Origin of the sequence: Candidatus Brocadia sinica JPN1 (genome assembly GCF_000949635.1) — a bacterium.
GTDB classification, from domain to species: Bacteria; Planctomycetota; Brocadiia; order Brocadiales; family Brocadiaceae; genus Brocadia; species Brocadia sinica.
In genome coordinates this window covers 593,990-610,758 of sequence record NZ_BAFN01000001.1, presented here as the reverse complement: position 1 = coordinate 610,758, position 16,769 = coordinate 593,990, and the positions used below count along the sequence as shown (strand labels likewise).

17 protein-coding genes are annotated in these 16,769 nt (G+C 43.8%); 10 read left to right on the top strand and 7 right to left on the bottom strand.

Going from position 1 to position 16,769, the window contains the following annotated elements; genetic code table 11:
* Window positions 1-51: 51 nt before the first annotated feature.
* The 4 genes from BROSI_RS02795 to BROSI_RS02780 form a co-directional block, all read right to left on the bottom strand.
* Window positions 52-513 (bottom strand): hypothetical protein, encoded by a 462-nt coding sequence (locus tag BROSI_RS02795; RefSeq protein ID WP_052562181.1) that lies wholly within the window; start codon window positions 511-513, stop codon window positions 52-54.
* Window positions 514-692: 179 nt separating this feature from the next.
* Window positions 693-1,601: an IS1595 family transposase gene (locus BROSI_RS02790; protein WP_052562178.1), complete on the bottom strand. Its 909-nt coding sequence runs from the start codon at window positions 1,599-1,601 to the stop codon at window positions 693-695.
* 205 nt (window positions 1,602-1,806) lie between these two features.
* Window positions 1,807-2,514, bottom strand: coding sequence for a DUF72 domain-containing protein (locus BROSI_RS02785; protein WP_052562176.1), 708 nt, complete (start codon window positions 2,512-2,514; stop codon window positions 1,807-1,809).
* Between the two features lie 112 nt (window positions 2,515-2,626).
* Window positions 2,627-3,169 (bottom strand): archaemetzincin family Zn-dependent metalloprotease, encoded by a 543-nt coding sequence (locus BROSI_RS02780; RefSeq protein WP_052562174.1) that lies wholly within the window; start codon window positions 3,167-3,169, stop codon window positions 2,627-2,629.
* A gap of 403 nt (window positions 3,170-3,572) precedes the next feature.
* Between BROSI_RS02780 and BROSI_RS02775 the strand changes: the two genes are divergently transcribed.
* From BROSI_RS02775 to BROSI_RS02755, 5 genes are all read left to right on the top strand, one after another.
* Entirely contained in the window at window positions 3,573-5,000 is a 1,428-nt protein-coding gene (locus BROSI_RS02775; protein ID WP_052562172.1) for a B12-binding domain-containing radical SAM protein, read from the top strand.
* Window positions 5,001-5,036: 36 nt separating this feature from the next.
* Window positions 5,037-6,101 (top strand): type III polyketide synthase, encoded by a 1,065-nt coding sequence (locus tag BROSI_RS02770; protein ID WP_230400627.1) that lies wholly within the window; start codon window positions 5,037-5,039, stop codon window positions 6,099-6,101.
* A 111-nt stretch (window positions 6,102-6,212) separates the two neighbouring features.
* Window positions 6,213-6,695 (top strand): nucleoside deaminase, encoded by a 483-nt coding sequence (locus tag BROSI_RS02765; RefSeq protein ID WP_230400626.1) that lies wholly within the window; start codon window positions 6,213-6,215, stop codon window positions 6,693-6,695.
* Window positions 6,696-6,903: 208 nt separating this feature from the next.
* Complete coding sequence (mfd, locus tag BROSI_RS02760) at window positions 6,904-10,248, top strand: transcription-repair coupling factor (RefSeq protein ID WP_082058989.1); 3,345 nt, start codon at window positions 6,904-6,906, stop codon at window positions 10,246-10,248.
* Between the two features lie 57 nt (window positions 10,249-10,305).
* Window positions 10,306-11,301, top strand: a complete 996-nt coding sequence (locus BROSI_RS02755) for a peptidylprolyl isomerase (RefSeq protein WP_052562167.1) — start codon at window positions 10,306-10,308, stop codon at window positions 11,299-11,301.
* A 115-nt stretch (window positions 11,302-11,416) separates the two neighbouring features.
* Here BROSI_RS02755 and BROSI_RS19635 read toward each other — a convergent pair whose 3' ends face one another.
* The 3 genes from BROSI_RS19635 to BROSI_RS02740 form a co-directional block, all read right to left on the bottom strand.
* Window positions 11,417-11,563, bottom strand: coding sequence for a hypothetical protein (locus BROSI_RS19635; RefSeq protein ID WP_157842339.1), 147 nt, complete (start codon window positions 11,561-11,563; stop codon window positions 11,417-11,419).
* A gap of 34 nt (window positions 11,564-11,597) precedes the next feature.
* A complete protein-coding gene (locus tag BROSI_RS02750; protein ID WP_157842338.1) occupies window positions 11,598-12,299 on the bottom strand; it encodes a hypothetical protein in 702 nt (233 codons plus the stop codon).
* Between the two features lie 168 nt (window positions 12,300-12,467).
* Window positions 12,468-13,364, bottom strand: a complete 897-nt coding sequence (locus BROSI_RS02740) for a UbiA family prenyltransferase (RefSeq protein ID WP_052562160.1) — start codon at window positions 13,362-13,364, stop codon at window positions 12,468-12,470.
* A 436-nt stretch (window positions 13,365-13,800) separates the two neighbouring features.
* Here BROSI_RS02740 and sugE point away from each other — a divergent pair, with 436 nt between their 5' ends.
* Genes sugE through BROSI_RS02715 form a run of 5 tightly spaced genes read left to right on the top strand, consistent with a single transcriptional unit; the run spans window position 13,801 to window position 16,732 of the window.
* Entirely contained in the window at window positions 13,801-14,118 is a 318-nt protein-coding gene (sugE, locus tag BROSI_RS02735; protein WP_052562158.1) for a quaternary ammonium compound efflux SMR transporter SugE, read from the top strand.
* 56 nt (window positions 14,119-14,174) lie between these two features.
* On the top strand, window positions 14,175-14,438 hold the full coding sequence (locus BROSI_RS02730) for a sulfurtransferase TusA family protein (protein WP_157842337.1): 264 nt from the start codon (window positions 14,175-14,177) through the stop codon (window positions 14,436-14,438).
* Window positions 14,438-14,797, top strand: coding sequence for a DsrE family protein (locus BROSI_RS02725; protein ID WP_052562154.1), 360 nt, complete (start codon window positions 14,438-14,440; stop codon window positions 14,795-14,797). Before BROSI_RS02730 ends, BROSI_RS02725 begins: the two co-directional genes overlap by 1 nt.
* A 5-nt stretch (window positions 14,798-14,802) precedes the next feature.
* A complete protein-coding gene (locus BROSI_RS02720; protein ID WP_052562153.1) occupies window positions 14,803-15,543 on the top strand; it encodes a sulfurtransferase TusA family protein in 741 nt (246 codons plus the stop codon).
* A 13-nt stretch (window positions 15,544-15,556) separates the two neighbouring features.
* Window positions 15,557-16,732 carry a cobalamin-independent methionine synthase II family protein gene (locus BROSI_RS02715; protein WP_052562151.1) on the top strand — a complete coding sequence of 392 codons (1,176 nt, stop codon included), beginning with the start codon at window positions 15,557-15,559 and terminating at the stop codon, window positions 16,730-16,732.
* The last annotated feature ends 37 nt before the right edge of the window (window positions 16,733-16,769 follow it).

Genomic DNA, 16,769 nt, shown 5'->3' with positions numbered 1-16,769 from the left:
AGGCCTAATTAGTTGACTACTATAAGCCCGGTGAGGTTTTCAGGGGATACCTTAAATTGCTGTTTTTCGGGATATTGCAAGAGCGGCATCTTTGAGAGTTACTTGCTTCCGATACGCCCAATCGACAATAGTCATCCATAGAAGCCCCAGCAATGCAGTTCCTCCCGCTGCGAGCATTCCAGAAGTAATCCAGCCGATTGGACCAAAAAAATTGGCGACCTCTGCAATGAGCCCCGATGCGCTTTTGGCAATCGCATACCCTCCACCACCTGCCACGACAAGGAGTATGCCGGCTTTGCCAAGGATTTCGAGGATGCTATGCTCTGAGATACTCTCACTGAAGTATTCTTCATGAATCATCGCGCACATGACCATATCCGTGGCGATCAGGGCGATGTGTGATGGGATTTCAGCGCCTGGTTTTGGTGCCCCGCCAATGACTACGTTACCTGCAGAAAATTCTGCAATTTTCAGTAGCACCTTCCTGCGTTTTCCCCAAATGCTTTTTGACATAAGAAATCCTCCGGTTTTTAACAGTAAAGTATACTCTGTAAAAACTCTTTTTTATAAGTATTTACCTCCTCCTAGCCCCCCCTCTTTGCGAAGGAGGAGACTAAAGGGAGGTTATCTTTGGTTGCGGCTATTTGATTTCAAATATTTCGCTCTTTGCAACCTGACATTTATTTAAATGGTTATTGAGTTAGCTCAGCAAAGTAAATAGCCTGGGAGTTAACACAGGCAGTAACTAATCTATCAAAGAGTTGAAGCTCCCATTTTCTGCGATTAAACCGATAACAAAATTCATCAAGATATGCTTGTAAATGTTTTTTCCCGAATCTATGGAAAGTTCCCATGATAAATGATTTGGCGTTAGAGATCAAAATGTGTGTCCATTTGAGTACTTCATGGGCCTTTTTACCTTTAACGATTTCTTGTATGTGATTATGTCCACTTTTGCTAACAATAGTATAGACAGGCAAACCATCGGTCTTAACCGGTTGATTTACTCTCACACTCGCTTTTACGAGATGGTCAATGGATGCACTGTCTACTTTGTCTACCACGGTCATTTTGGCAAAGCCAACGGCATCGCCATGGGTAGATGCTTCAACAATTACAGCTGTTTTCGAAGTACCACGACCGCGTTTACTACTTCCCTTCGTGGAACTGCCAAAGAAAGAGTCATCGATCTCAACAATCCCAGTCAGTTGATAGGTAGAATCACGGTTCTTCATCGCATGGCGAATCTTGTGCAACATCGTCCAGGCTTTCCAATAGCTCAGACCAAGCTTCTTAGAGAGAGACAAAGCAGAAAACCCACGTTTATCAGTACTTGTCAGATATATTGCCCAGAACCAGAGCAGAAGCGAAGTCCTCGTATTATGCATTACCGTTCCGGCTGTCAAAGATGTCTGATGCCGACATTTTTTGCACTGATACAATTTACGCTTAGTAACATGGTAATATTCTTGATGCCCGCAACTGGGACAAGCAAATCCTTGTGGCCAGCGGAGATCAAAGAGCCTTTTTTCACAATCTTCTTCTGTTTGGTATTTTGTCTGAAATTCCAGAAGACTTATTTCTTGGTATGGTTTATTCATAATAACTTCCTCTCCAGTATATACTTACGTTTGATTTTTTGTCACACTAATTGAAGTTTACTAGGTTTTGCTGAAGGAAGTCAATATGCATTTTTATTTATGTATTGCCTTAATTGCCTCAATATATACCATAAAATCATTCTTTGTCAAATTATAACAGGTCGGAAGATATTCAAATAAAAGTTGCAATTCAAATTTTCAAAGTCTATAGAAAAAATCTTTTGAATGCCAGCGCATCGTCATACATGGAGATATTATTGAACATAACATCGATATCGATTTTCTCTTTCACAAAGTTCTTTAGTGTATTCATGTCCTCTTGTGTGTATTTATATCGATAACCGCCTATGCCATGCAAGCGATAGTAACGGATACTTCCAAAGGTTGGTTTTGATTTAAAGGGATCTACGCAGTGAATCAGATTGAGTTCCTTGCAAATAGTTTTTATCTCCTTCTTACCCCATCTTCCCCTTGGTTCCCAGGCAAAGATATACCTATCTGATTTCATGGAATAGAAGAATCTTTTCAGGTTACTCTTATTTTCGCCTGTAGGTTCAAAGGAGGCGGGACATTGAAATACAATGACCTTTGCATGTAATGTGTCAGCAATCGCCTTTGTCTTTTCCCAGGCTGCATATACCTCATCGGTTGGCTTAAATGAACCGTAATTCTTTTCTTTCGATTGAGGGATATTTATCTTCAGCCTCCGATACGTTGGAGAACTGGGTTCATGGGTTATCAATTGCCATGCTTTCAACGTATATTCAAAATCAGGTGGAGCTTCATTGCGCCACTTCTGGATGGTTGACGATAGAGGCGGTTGATAAAAGGTCTGCTGGAGTTCTACGACCCTGAATGTGTCGAAGTATTTTTGCCTTGCAACGGGGAAACCGCAGCAACCAATCTGTATCATAATCTTTTGGAACCACAGATTTCGCAGATTACACAGATTATTTCGATTTTATCCATACTGGTTGATATCAGCGTACTACTGTGAAAATCGGTGTCCTAAATTAATTCTTTCTCTATTTGAGTTTCACCATACACCTGGAACAGAAGTCTGGTCCCTTTATATCTGTATCTCTGAGGGAATTGGAAAAGCGCATTATACACCTCGGATCTTTACAGTGACCTAATCCGTAAGTATGTCCGATCTCGTGGATCGCCTCTTTTAATGTCCGCAACAAAAAGAGATTTTCATTTTTCGGTAGGCCATAATACTCCTGGCGAAGTCTCATGAGTGATATGATGCAAACCTTATCTGCAATATATGCCTCACCAAAGGCGAAATTCAATTCCGGCACATATAAATCAGTATCGATAATGCCAAGCACCCACGCATCCTTTACCTTTAATCCTCTTAGCCTCTCCAAAATCTTTGTAGAGTAATATTGATTTCTCCCGGGATTGAAGGCGTATTGTGGAAGAGGATTGGCCTTACTCACCTGTATATGAAAGCCCAACCTTTGGGTTAGTTCAATTTGCAGGAAATGTAAGACCTCTTTTGGTACCGGGCCAAGTGGGACGATGAAAAGTACTTCTGTTTTAGAGGCTTCTGCAATTCGCATGAATGAATTATACCAGAACGTACCGAAAAAATAATTGAAAAACTGCGAGAATGATTGGTCTGAAAAGAGAAGATAATGGATCGTGGGCTTTGCAGTGGATGCTGAGTCCTGAGATTATTCTGTAACCAGAATGAAACAGCGAAACCTTGGATAATCTAACGTCATCTCTTCAGTACCAAACGTATGATACTTGCATTCCCATACATTATGTGCTAAACTTTTTCTTACTTCCAGCTCCTTTCTTACGGATCAGTCACTCAAATAATCATGCCATCATGCTGTGAATGGGGCTTTACTTTTTCCAAATACTCCAGTATTTATTTGTAAAAAAAGGGTTGGTTCTCCTTATGTAACGAAAAATCTTTGGATAATGAATGGAAATTGAGAGGCATTAATAAAACATGTGAATATCCTTATTGTCATTACTAATCGTTATAGAAATCCTGTGCCTGTTATGCCTATTGGCGCATGTTCAGTGGCAGAGGCAGCTGAGAAGGCTGGCTACAGGGTGAGGGTGTTGGATTTGATGTTTGAGCGAGACCCATTGGGTGTCCTGAAAGCGAAACTTGAAAAGTTGAATCCGGATATTGTGGGTCTTTCAGTCCGAAACATCGATAATAACGACATGCAAAATCCAGTGGCGTTTTTTAAGGAGTTGAAACCACTGGTAGATACTATTCGAAGCAGGACGCAGGCAACTCTTGTTCTCGGGGGTGCTGCGGTTGCTGTAATGCCCGAAGAATTACTTCGTTACACAGGGGCTGACTGGGCGATACTGGGAGATGGAGAAGTTGTTTTTCCAGAATTGTTAGAATCGCTTTCACAAAATGAGATACCCGATAGGATACCGGGTATTGCATGGCTTGAGGATAATACCTTTAAAAAAACTACCGGTTCCGTTGTCCGTTTTTCGGATGGTTGTCTGGTTCCTGATTTTCACCGCTGGATTAATATACGTGCCTACCTGTCTAGGTTATCGACTGTTCCCATACAAACGAAACTCGGATGCCACTTCAAATGTGTATACTGTACGTATAGAAAAATTGAAGGGCATGATTATCGTTTGTCTGCTTCCGGGAGTGTGGTTGATACTATTCAGCATCTTGCTGCACTGGGGCTAAGGGATATCGAATTCGTTGATAATGTGTTTAATTCTCCGTATGATCATGCATTGGCTGTATGTGACGGTCTTGCAAGAGTTCGACCCGATGTCCGTCTCCAGAGCCTCGAATTGAACCCTCTTTTTATAGACGATGATCTTCTTACAGTAATGGAGAAAGCAGGTTTTGTTGGTATCGGTATTACCGTTGAAAGTGCATCTGGTACTGTTTTAGAAGGACTCAACAAAGGTTTTACTGTGGAAGATGTCTATAATGCAGCCCGGGTTATTCAGCGGCACAAGTTGCCTTGCCTCTGGATATTTATGCTTGGGGGGCCGGGTGAGACCGGGGCAACTGTGCAGGAAACGCTCCTCTTTGCGGAACGTTTTATACGTCCGGAAGACGTAGCATTTTTCAATATTGGGATACGTATTTATCCTGGCACAGAACTCGAGCAGATAGCACGGAGAGAAGAAATTCTGGCACTTTCCGCTGAAGAAATGCTGGAACCTGTATTTTATTTTTCGCCTGCTCTTGAGCTGGACTGGTTGCAAAGTACCTTGCAGAAAGTAATGGCTGCTCACATGAACTATATCAACTCAAATACCATCGGCTTCTCTTTTTTGCCGGCAATGAATCGACTGGGATACAAATTGGGAATCAAGTCTCCTCTCTGGAAACACACACGTAATATTCGACGGGGACTCAGATTTTTGGGAATGGACGTATAAAATACTTTGATGACGAATAATGATAAAAGGTTATCCTTGAACTCTACGAATGGGAAGGCGCACATAGCATCGATTGCAGTTGCCACACCACCTTACACAGTAAATCAAGCCCAGGCAGGGGCATTTCTTGTAAAACACTACTCGGATAAACTGAGTCCTAAAAGTTTAGCGATCTTGCGAAAGATTTTTGCTCATCCTGGCGTATCACGCAGACATCTTGCGGTTGACGATCTCGCATGTCTTGTTGATGAACACCCGGATAACCGCATTGCCCGCTACACACACTGGGCAGTTAACCTTTCGTCTCAGGCAATTGTTAATGCTCTAACACTGATTGGATTGACAATGGAGGATGTGTCAGGATTGGTGGTTAATACTTGCACCGGTTACATCTGTCCTGGCATATCAACCTATCTCATAGAAAAGTTAGGTATATCAGATAAGGTACGAGCCCATGACCTGGTCGGTAGTGGGTGCGGGGGGGCAATTCCAAACTTACAGATATGCGAAGATATGTTAAAAGGGTCTGGCGAAGGGGTAATCGTAAGCGTTTCAGTGGAGATCTGCAGTGCCACATTTCAGATGGATGATGATTTGAGTTTAATAGTATCGAATGCAATCTTTGCTGATGGTGCGGCTGCCTCTGTGCTCTGGAGACGCCCGGAGGGGTTGGCATTGATTGACTCGGTCAGTCGTTATGAGCCCCGGCATCGTGATGATATACGTTACGTTTACAGAAATGGGCAACTCCACAATCAGCTTTCCGTTTCCCTGCCGGAGATAGCTAGTAAGACGGTTGCCAAAGTAGTGACTGACCTGTTAAGACCGTGGGGACTGCGGATTGAGGATATTAAACATTGGGCATTCCATCCGGGAGGTGAAAAGATAATCGACGCAATCAGAAATGAAATAGGACTTTCTGAAGTTCATCTGCATGCAACCCGTGATGTTTTGGCAAGGTATGGAAATATGTCTTCACCAACAGTATTTTTTGTGTTACAAGAGATCTTAGATAGGGGTAGTATTCAACCCGGGGATTGGTGTGTAATGGTTGCCTTTGGTGCGGGGCTTTGTGCCCATGCCTGTCTTCTCAAGGCATAGTTACCATGCCCTCGCGTTAATGGTGAACGTGAGTCTCAATTATTAGCTTTATTTTGGTGGAAAGAAACGAATTCTCAGTATTATTTATGTCCTGAGATAGGCTAAAGATTTATGAAGATGACCAACGCAGATGAAAAATTCATGAGACTTGCCATCAGCAAGGCACGAAAGGGTATTGAAAATGGGCAAACACCCTTTGGGGTATGTATAACAAAAGAAGGGGAAATTGTCAGTTGTGTTCATAATATCGTTTGGGAAAGTACGGACATCACTGCACATGCCGAGATTCACGCAATCAGAGAAGCCTGTAAAAAATTGAATACCGTAGACCTGTCTGGCTGTATTATTTATTCGACCTGCGAACCGTGCCCCATGTGTTTTAGCGCATGCCACTGGGCAAAAATTTCTAAGATTGTTTATGGCGCACGGATAGAGGATGCAAAAAAGTTAGGATTCAGTGAACTGACCATTTCAAACAGGGAAATGAAACAATTCGGTAGCAGTCCGATAGAAATTGTTGGAGATTTGCTTCGGAAGGAAAATTTAGAACTTTTTGAATTTTGGCACAAACGAGAGGATAAACGAATTTATTGATAGAATCACAAAAACTTGCCAAAGGCCATTCTTCAGGGACTACCGCATCCCTTATCAAGGACACTTCTATTTTGTATACCTCAAAAATCACCTAATGCCTCATTATTTGGTGCAGAGAGTTGAGCTTTTCATTGTTCTGTAATAATTATATAGTATAATTTTTTGTAACAGTTTAGCCTTTTCAGTTCCTTATTGTTGTGTCCTGCTAATGGTGGGTCTTATTGACAAGTTACAAAGAAATAAACAATTCAGGGAGATTGTATGTCATCTCCGCGAAGGAATGAATTGCGCTGTCAACGGATTATGGGGGTCATCTGCATCCTTCTTTATAGCGGCGGTTGCCAATGAGCGGGTAAGGATAACCCGTGCAGTACCCAAGGTACTTTTGGTTGTATCCGGTATTGAAGAAGCTCAGGAAGATACTGAAGACCTGAATACTTTTTTCCACGGCCATGCCAGCCTCTTTCCCGCCAGCGAAAACATTTTTCTGGACGACTTCGAAGATGAGGATGATACACCGGCGCGAAGGCTTCAAATTCTCAATCGGATGCTTCATGGCGATATCCATGCCGATGACAAATTGGATATTGTCGTAGCGCCCATCCAGTCTCTTTTGCAGCCCGTGCCCTCTTCCAGATCCATTTCTGAGAATGTTCTGAGAATCCAGAAAAATCGTGAATACCCCCTGGAAAAGCTCATTGCATGGTTGCAGGAGCATCACTACCGGCTGACCTGTCAGGTTGAAAATGCAGGGGAATATGCCTTGCGGGGGGGTATTGTAGATATTTTCCCGTTTGCTTCAGATGTCCCTTGCCGTATCGAGTATTTCGGAGACGAAATTGAATCCATTCGCAGATTTCATGTTGAATCTCAGCTCTCCGAACGGGAATTAGATGCTTGCCAGATACTATCGCATGATAAAATTTATCGTACCATGAGTCGTACTCAAGGTACTTTCCCTAGCGAAGGGGGAGTAAAAGAGGAGAGAAAACTGGCTGAAAAAGGTGATTGTCCAGGGGATTCCCCGATTCGATCAGAACATGAAAAAACATCTCTCCTGACATACCTTAGTAAAGATACCTGGATTGTCCTCAAGGAACCTGCAAGGATAGAAGACCGGGCAAGGAGAGCGCTGGACGGTATGGACGACAAAGAGGCGTTGTTCAAAACTGATGAAATCTTCCGCCTTTTCAGCGCTTTCAAGAAAATAGCCTTATCGAAATTGCCCCTGGCGTCAAACAACGGGGATTATACATTTCAAGTAAAATCCGTGGACAATTTTCCCCAGCATATTCAGGAAATCACATCAGAACTTGGCAAGGTGATTGAGGCTAATGACCGTACGGTTGTATTTTGTAACAACAAAGCTGAGGAACAGCGGTTTCAGGAGATTATCAGTAGTTCAGATATGAATGATAATGGCCGGTTCGCATTGCGTATAGGTCATCTTAGCCGTGGTTTCCAATTTTCTGATATCCGGGTCGCCTTTCTTGCTCATCACGAAATCTTTCATCGTTATCAACAGCGCCGTGAGTCGAAAAAACCTGTTCATGCCAGGGCGCTAGATTCTTTTCTTGACCTGAAAAAAGGGGATTATGTGGTACATATAAGCCACGGCATCGGACGTTTTTTGGGTATGGAAACACTGGAAGATGAGGGGCATAAAAGAGAGTATCTTGTATTAGAATTTGATGAGGGAACAAAGATATATGTACCTGCAACGAAGATTGAACTGGTACAGAAGTATATTGGCGGCTCTGACCACAGACCCAGGCTCGATAAGATCGGTTCCAAATATTGGGAAGTTCGAAAGAAAAGAGCAGAGAATGCAATTGCTGATGTTGCCAGCGATTTACTGCATATGCAGGCGTTGCGAAATGCAAAGGAGGGTATTGCCTACCCGGCAGATACGGAATGGCAGAGGGAATTTGAGGAATCATTCATCTACGAAGAAACTCCCGACCAGCTTGAGGTCATAAAAGATATTAAGTGCGATATGGAATCGAAGATGCCCATGGACCGGCTCATTTGTGGTGATGTCGGGTATGGGAAAACGGAGCTTGCCATGCGGGCGGCCTTCAAGGCAGTAATGTTTGGGAAGCAGGTGGCCGTGCTGGTTCCCACAACTATTCTTGCGCAGCAGCACTTTGTTACTTTTTCAGAACGCATGGCCGATTATCCCGTTAAGATTGGTGTGTTAAGCAGATTTAAGACACGCGGGGAGCAGAAGGAAACACTGGAGAAGACGGCTGCCGGTTCTATAGATATTCTCATCGGTACCCATCGGCTGTTGCAGAAAGACGTCTATTTTAAAGACCTGGGTCTCGTGATTATTGACGAAGAGCAGCGATTCGGAGTTGAACATAAGGAACGGCTTAAGAAATTGCGACAGATGGTCGATGTGCTTACTTTGACAGCTACGCCAATTCCCAGAACCCTGCATATGTCGCTGATGGGTATTAAAGATATATCCTCGCTGAATACTCCCCCATTGAGCAGGCAGGCAGTACATACAAAAATTATTCGATTCGATCCGGAGTGTATCCGTCAGGCCATCAGGCTGGAACTTAACCGTGACGGCCAGGTGTACTTTGTTCATAACCGTGTGTATAATATCGAACGTATTGCCAGGACTTTATCCGGGATTGTGCCGGAGGCGAGGATCATGACGGTTCATGGACAGATGGATGAAAAACTTATGGAACAAAGGATGCGAGAATTTGTGGAAGGTCGTGCTGATATCCTGGTGTCCACGACAATTATTGAATCAGGTCTGGACATTCCAAACGTCAACACGATATTTATCAACTGTGCCGATACCTTTGGTCTTGCCGATCTGCATCAGTTGCGGGGAAGGGTGGGTCGATACAAACATCGTGCTTATGCCTATATCATATTACCCATCGACCGTCCGATTACCCCCGAAGCAGAAAAACGCGTGAAGGCTATTGAGGAATTTGCTGAATTGGGCGCAGGGTTTCGGATTGCCATGCGAGACCTGGAGATCCGTGGCGCCGGGAATATCCTGGGAACGGAGCAGCATGGCCATATTGCTGCCGTAGGGTATGAGATGTATTGCCGTTTATTGGAATTGGCAGTGAAAAAGGCAAGGCATGAACCGATAAGCGAACCCATGGATGTTTCCATTGATCTTAATTTGGAATCTTTTATTCCCAATAATTATATCCGGGAGGATGCTTTAAAAATGGATATCTACCGGAGACTGAATCGTTCCGTTACCTTTGAGGAGGTAAGGTCTATTGCAGATGAAATAACAGACCGGTTTGGTAATTTACCTCGTCCTGTAAAAAACCTGCTTTCCGAGAGTGAATTAAGGATTATTGCCCAGCAGTCGAAAATTCGTTCTCTGGTACAGGTAGATGGTGTCTTAATTATACAGGTTGCTGATTTGAAAAAAGCGGAGATAAGTTTGTATAAAGTAAAAAAACATATCCGGGTTATTAACGAAGATACTTTGCATCTGAGACTTCCCGGAAAAGGGATGCCACCGGAAGATTTGCTGGAATTTCTGAAAAAAACTATTAAAATTTAGAAGAAAGAGATAAAATGTTGTCTCCGGAATCTTTATAGAAGGGGATATATTTTGAAAATGTTGATACGATATAGCATAGCGTTTTTATCTGTTTTTTTAATTGAGTATGCCGTTTCATATGGGGCTGTGAGCGACTTGAGTGAAAACAGTATTAATTCTATTAAGGCTATTGTGGGTGACGAGATTATTACCCAGGGAGATGTTGTCCGGCGCGCTGCGGTAGCCATTAAAGAGGCGCAGGAAAGATATAAGGAAAAGGAGTTTCTTGAGAAGGTTGATGAAATACTGAAGGACACGCTGGACGAATTGATTAACAGAAAGGTACTGATAAAAGAGGCTCAGCGGATATTCGGTACGGATATGATGCAAATGAAAGAGGTCGAAAAAGACCTTGATTCCTTCATGAAAGGTGCGGTTAAAAACGTGGGTTCATTATCAAAATATTATGAAATCGCCGAATCTCAGGGGATAAATCCTATCGAAAAGAAAAACGAACTTAAGGAAGATATTATGATAGACAAGATAATGAAGGAGAATGTCTATAACAAGGTTAAAGTCCAGCCTAAATTACTAAGGCGTTATTATACGGAGAATATTGACGAATTCCGGGAAAAAAAAGAGGTGAGCCTGCGGCATATCATGATTAAGTTCTCCGCTCATAACAATAACAAAGAAGAAACGTTTTCTGTAGCACAAAATGTAATGAATCGGATTAAAAAAGGTGAGGACTTTTCAGCGCTGGCCAAACAATATTCTGATGGGCAGAAAGCAGAAAACGGTGGCCTGTGGACTTTTGAGGAAGTCAATGAATTAAGGAAAGACCTTCGGGATGCCGCTTATAATTTAAAGGATAATGAATGTAGCAAAATTATCGGATCTCCTGTTGGATATCATATCTTCAAAATGGAACTTATCAAGCCTGAGAAAGTACAGGAATTTGAAGCAGTACAGGAGGAAATTTACAAAAAAATTTATCGTGAAGAAATTAGTAGATTAAAAACCCAGTATTTAAACAGCCTGAAAGCGGGTGTCTTTGTTAAGGTTATTAATTAAGATATTTTAGTCATACAAGGATTAAGTCCGGGACAAGGTTAGGATCGAAATCTTTGTAGGCCTCCTCCCGTTTATAGACGCGTCGCACAGGTTTTTGTCCATTTTCGTCATCTATTCATGCCTCTAATTTTTGTTTCATGTTGTCCCGTAACTTTTCATATTGCCTTCCGGGTCGCACGATGCCGTATACCTCCCGTCCCTGCAAGTTAATATAGATATCTCCAAGACCCAGGGCATAAGCCCTGGTATTATACCAATCCACGTTGGGCCAGAATTGCCCACGGCCAAAGAGGTCTTCACATCTTAATAAAGGGATTAAACGAGAATTTCAAGACGAACCAGTTGCTCCATTCACCCTCTTTGAAGGTCTGGATTTGATCAGACGTCCCGTTTTTAATAATCAGACTATGTAATTTGGATGGTTTTTCCTCCCATCTCCGTATTTCCTTTTGGGCAGTATGTTCAGTTGTGTAATAGGAAAAGGTGCCCATCGTACCGCGTATGTCGGGTACCCCGAGTCCTGACAGTATCTCGCCATCCTTCATGGGTTCGGGTGGGAAGGTATTGGGGAAACGTATGACACGTGTTTTAATTCCGTGCTCCGTTGCTAATTCCCAGAGTGTCTTGCCCTGCTGGTTGTTAATTACAAGAGGTTTTTCCTGAGGAAGGAAGCGTTGGACTGTAAAAAATATTATTCCGCAGACCGTTATCGCACTTCCAACGGAGGCGGCCAATGAAGTTATCTTTGTGCAGTGAGTAAGGAACAGGCTGAAAAACACCATGAGAAAGAAAGCCGCTCCTGCTGATGGTGCAATGATAACGGCTGTCCATTTTCCCCACAATACCGGTTGTTTGCTCACGGAATTCATGGCTGAGTCCGGCATATAGGTATTGGGGTCTCTTTTCAGAAAGTCGAATATCGTTGTCTTTCCCGGATTTTTTCCGGTGGAAAAAGACGCCCAGAAGACGGGGGGTTTGTGGCGGACAAGGTGGCACAAGCGGCTGAAAGCACCCTATTTTTTGCAGTCTGTCGAGGTTAGGCAGATGTCCCTCCTGCATCCACTGTTTTGTCAGATTCATATCAGCGCCGTCAAAGGCCAAAATAACCACCTTACATGAATTCTCCCTAGCGTTCTTTGCGACCTTGTGGTGAAATTATTTCTATGCTATACCAAATATGCCACAGCAAAAATACCCTGGGTAATCATCATCATCCAATACATATGCCTCCATGCAATATGATTTTCTGAGGTTGTCAACTCCCCGGACTTACGCACCAATAAGGCGGCAACGTACAATCCCCATGCAGATAAACTGAATCCAGCCATCCTTAAAATATGTGGGTTTCCCGTTAGAATGCCATGATTTACCCCCCACGGCATTAAGAGGAAGGGAAAGATAAAAAATCCTGCGATCATCCATGCAGCCTGTCTTACACCGTACCTGATTGGGAGAGTCACGCAGCCATTTGCCCTGTCGCCCCTGATATCCGAAAAATCTTTTGTGGAGGTTGCACCCAGCAAAAACAGGCCAAAGATCAGGCCGATCAGCCAGGGTTCATATTTGTAAATGGTTTTTATCGTAGACCAGCCGCATACCTTCAGAAGTACTCCCCGGGGTATGGCTATGGTAATATTAGCAACAATTCCCAGTCGTTTTGTCCTTAACGGCGGGGCAGAATAAAAGTATGTCATGACGGTCGCAATGGCTGCCATCATAAAACATTGCCAGTTTACCAATCCCGCAAGGATTAGCGATATGATAAATAAGGCAGATGCAATTATCCACGCCTCCCTTATGGTAATTTTTCCCGATGGCAGGTAACGGTGTGGCTTATTGATTTTGTCAATCTCCAGGTCATAGATCTGGTTCAGGGCATTTGATGCCCCGTTGAGCAATGTGGCCATCAATGAGCCCAAGGTGATATGGATTGCGATTTCAGACGAAAATTCGTATTTTGGGTATGCTCCAAGGGCCGCAATTCCACCAGAAATCATGCCAATAGCAGGTGGGAACAGGGTAAATGGCCTCAGAAATTTCAGATAGGTGAACAATCTGGACACGTGTTTGTTGACCCCGTAGTAATTACCAAGGATGATATTTATTATTATTATAATGAAACTGCCGAGGGCGACCTGCAAGCCAGAAAGGGCTATTTCATTTCAATAAGATTAAAATGGTAATCATTTATCTTGATTGTATGAAAATTTCAAACGAAAATTTCCGCCCCCTTATTCCCCTAAATGAGGGAGACAACATCTTGTCCCCCGCTGGCAGGGGGTGGAGGGGGTGGACCGTCATTGCGAAAATAGAATTTTAAGTAGCCGAAAACCTAATTAAGTGCTTTCTTGTACGAGGTATAACATATTACAATAGTATTTAGTATTGTAATTTATTGGAATTTCAATTATAAAAATAGCAGCTTTTTGTAAAAACAATAAATTTTATGATAGATGGATTTTTCTCTGTAGATTTAAAAACATTGCATATGTACCAAATATGAGTTGGATTCTTCTGTTTGTAGCAGGTATTTTTGAAGTTGTCTGGGCAGTTGGGCTAAAATATACTCATGGCTTTACACGGCTATTGCCGTCAATGGTAACTGCATTTGCCATGATAATGAGTTTTGTGCTCTTAGGCATCGCTGCGCGTGGTCTTCCTATCGGTACTTCTTACGCAGTATGGACGGGTATCGGCACCGTTGGAACAGTAATAGCGGGTATATTCTTGTTTCATGAGCCCCGTGACTGGGGTCGTATTTGTTGCATTCTACTCATTCTCTTAGGTGTGGCTGGTCTCAAGATACTTGGCAGGTAACGTTTACCTGAAGGTTATCTTCAATGCCAGTCAAAGGTAAAATTGGTTTCTGTTCTATGTCTAAAATAACTGATCAAAAAAACATTCTGCCTGATGTCGAAATCGATTTGGGAGAGATGGGGTGTGGTGATTTAATTATTGCGCTGATGAAGGCGTTAAAACCCCTGAAAGCTGGCCAGGTAATGAAAGTGCGTTCCCTTGATCAGGGAGCGCCGGCGGATATTCTGTCCTGGTGCAAGATGAGGGGACATGTATTTCTGGCAGGTCCCTGTGGTGAAAACAACGTGTATTATTACATTAAGAAAGGAAGTTGTAAATAATGGCAAAATTTATGGTTAGTATTACCCATGCGAAGGATAATTCTGACAAGGCGACCGTTGGTTTCGTGGTTGCAAATGCCTCAGCCGCATCTGGTGTCGAGACGGTAGTGTTTCTTACCGTGGAAGGTGTGCGTCTTTCCTCAAAAGGTTATACTGATGATATTCACGAAGAAGGCTTCGCTCCTCTCAAACAGCTCATGGATGACTTTGTGGAAGCAGAGGGAAAAATTTGGGTTTGTTCCCCATGTTTTAAGAAGCGGGGATTGGATGGAAATAATCTCGTGAAAGGGGCGACGATTGTTGGTGGAGCCAAAGTGGTTGAATTTTTAACTACCGGCGGCTCCTGCATTACGTATTAATAGAAATGTCGGAAAGTGATCTTCGTGTACCAGACGACCTCGAAACGCCACATGTCTGTGAAGGCGGCAACCTTGACTGTGGTTCGGGTTTGCTTCTGCTTATTCGCAAGGCAATGAATCAGGTGCCGGACGGCCAGATTCTGGAGATCCGCAGTACGGAGGTCAATGTTAAGGAAGACCTGCCCGCGTGGTGCCGGATGACCAAAAATCCGTATCTGGGCTGGCGGTCGGGTGCCGGCCATTATAAATATTTTGTCCGGAAAAGCAGCGGCGATAAAAAAGCGGAAGAAGATTATGGGAAAGCCCGCAATTACCGCTGGCAGACACGCATTCACTGGAATGGGGGAATGCAGGCTAAAGTCTTCTGCCGCAACCATTCCTGGATGGTTGGCCAGCCCGCCAGCTTTGATGTCAAAGATGATGCCCCCAGCGCTGTTGAGTATGTCCTGGGCGCATTCGGGGCCTGTTTGATTATGGGCTTCCAGATTCGTGCTTCTCAGCAAAACATCAGAGTTGATGAACTGGAAATTTCCCTGAGCGGACAAATCGACAATATCTTCGTTTTTCTCGGTACCGAACAGGAAGGTCACAGCGGTTTGAAAGAGATAACAGGCACAATTTACGTCCAATCCGATGCGGATGAGGAGGTTTTAAGTCAAATCTGGCAGGAGACAATAGTTGCCTCGCCCGTTACCAATACATTAATCCGTCAGATTGACATAAATATTGGTATGAGAGTTATCTAAGACCCTTTTTCTTATGCAGGACATTCCATTATTTCCCGTTACTGTGGTTGGCAGTCTGCCGCGATCAAAGGCTGTTTTGAAAGCTCTGGGCAGAAGGCAAAAAGGCCTGATCGGGGATCAAGAATTTGATCCAATTGCCCATAATGCAGTGCTGGAGGCGCTCAGGCTGCAGGAAGGAGCGGGTGTGGATATCGTGACGGATGGTGAGCAGCGCCGTGACAACTTCTACTCTTTTGTCGCAGAGCATGTTGAAGGCATTCAATTGATGAGCCTGGCGGAAATGCTCGGTTATGTGGAAGATAAGGCTGCATTCGAACGGCTGCTCAATGCCCTGGATGTGCCGGCCTTCGCCCTGAAAAATCCGGTAGTGACTGGTAAGTTGAGGCGATTACATCCACTGGTTCTGAACGACTATCTGTTCTTAAAACAGCATACCAACAAACCCATCAAGGTAACTCTGCCTGGGCCATATCTCCTGACCCGTTCTCTGTGGGTAAGGAGCCTGTCCTACAACTTCTATCCTGACAAAGAGTCTTTGGGAAATGATGTCGTCAACATTCTCCGGGAAGAACTTATGGCGTTGCGTAATGCGGGTTGCACGTTTATTCAGTTCGATGAACCGGTGCTTACCGAGGTGGCATTTACGGGACCTCATGAAACACATACCTTTATGTGTGCGGCATTGTCAGAAAAAAGCAGTCCTGAAGAAGAATTGCATTTTGCCGTTGACCTGCTGAACAGGGTTGTGGAAGGCATCAATGGAAAGGTGAAGACCGCTCTGCATGTTTGCCGGGGCAACTGGAGTCAGCGGGAAGACGTTCTGCTTCGGGGCGCCTATGATCCCCTCGTTCCCTATTTCAGCCGGATGAATGTCCGCCAATTCGTGCTGGAGTATGCCACTGAAAGGGCTGGAAGCATCGATGTGCTTGCTGATTTGCCCCCTGATAAAGAGATCGGACTGGGTGTTGTTGATCCGCGTACGACCAGAGTGGAAACCGTTGACTTTGTGGTAAACAAGGTAAAATCGCTAATAAAATACCGCCGACCTGAGCAAATCTACCTGAATCCGGATTGTGGCTTTGGCACGTTTGCCGACCGTCCGGTTAACACAAATGAAATTGCCATGCAGAAATTACAGATAATCCATCGGGCAGCAGAAATATTGCGTTCGTGTTTTAGGGGGCTGTAATCAAGATTCCGTAGTTGCTTGTTGCTTGCCCTGTTTG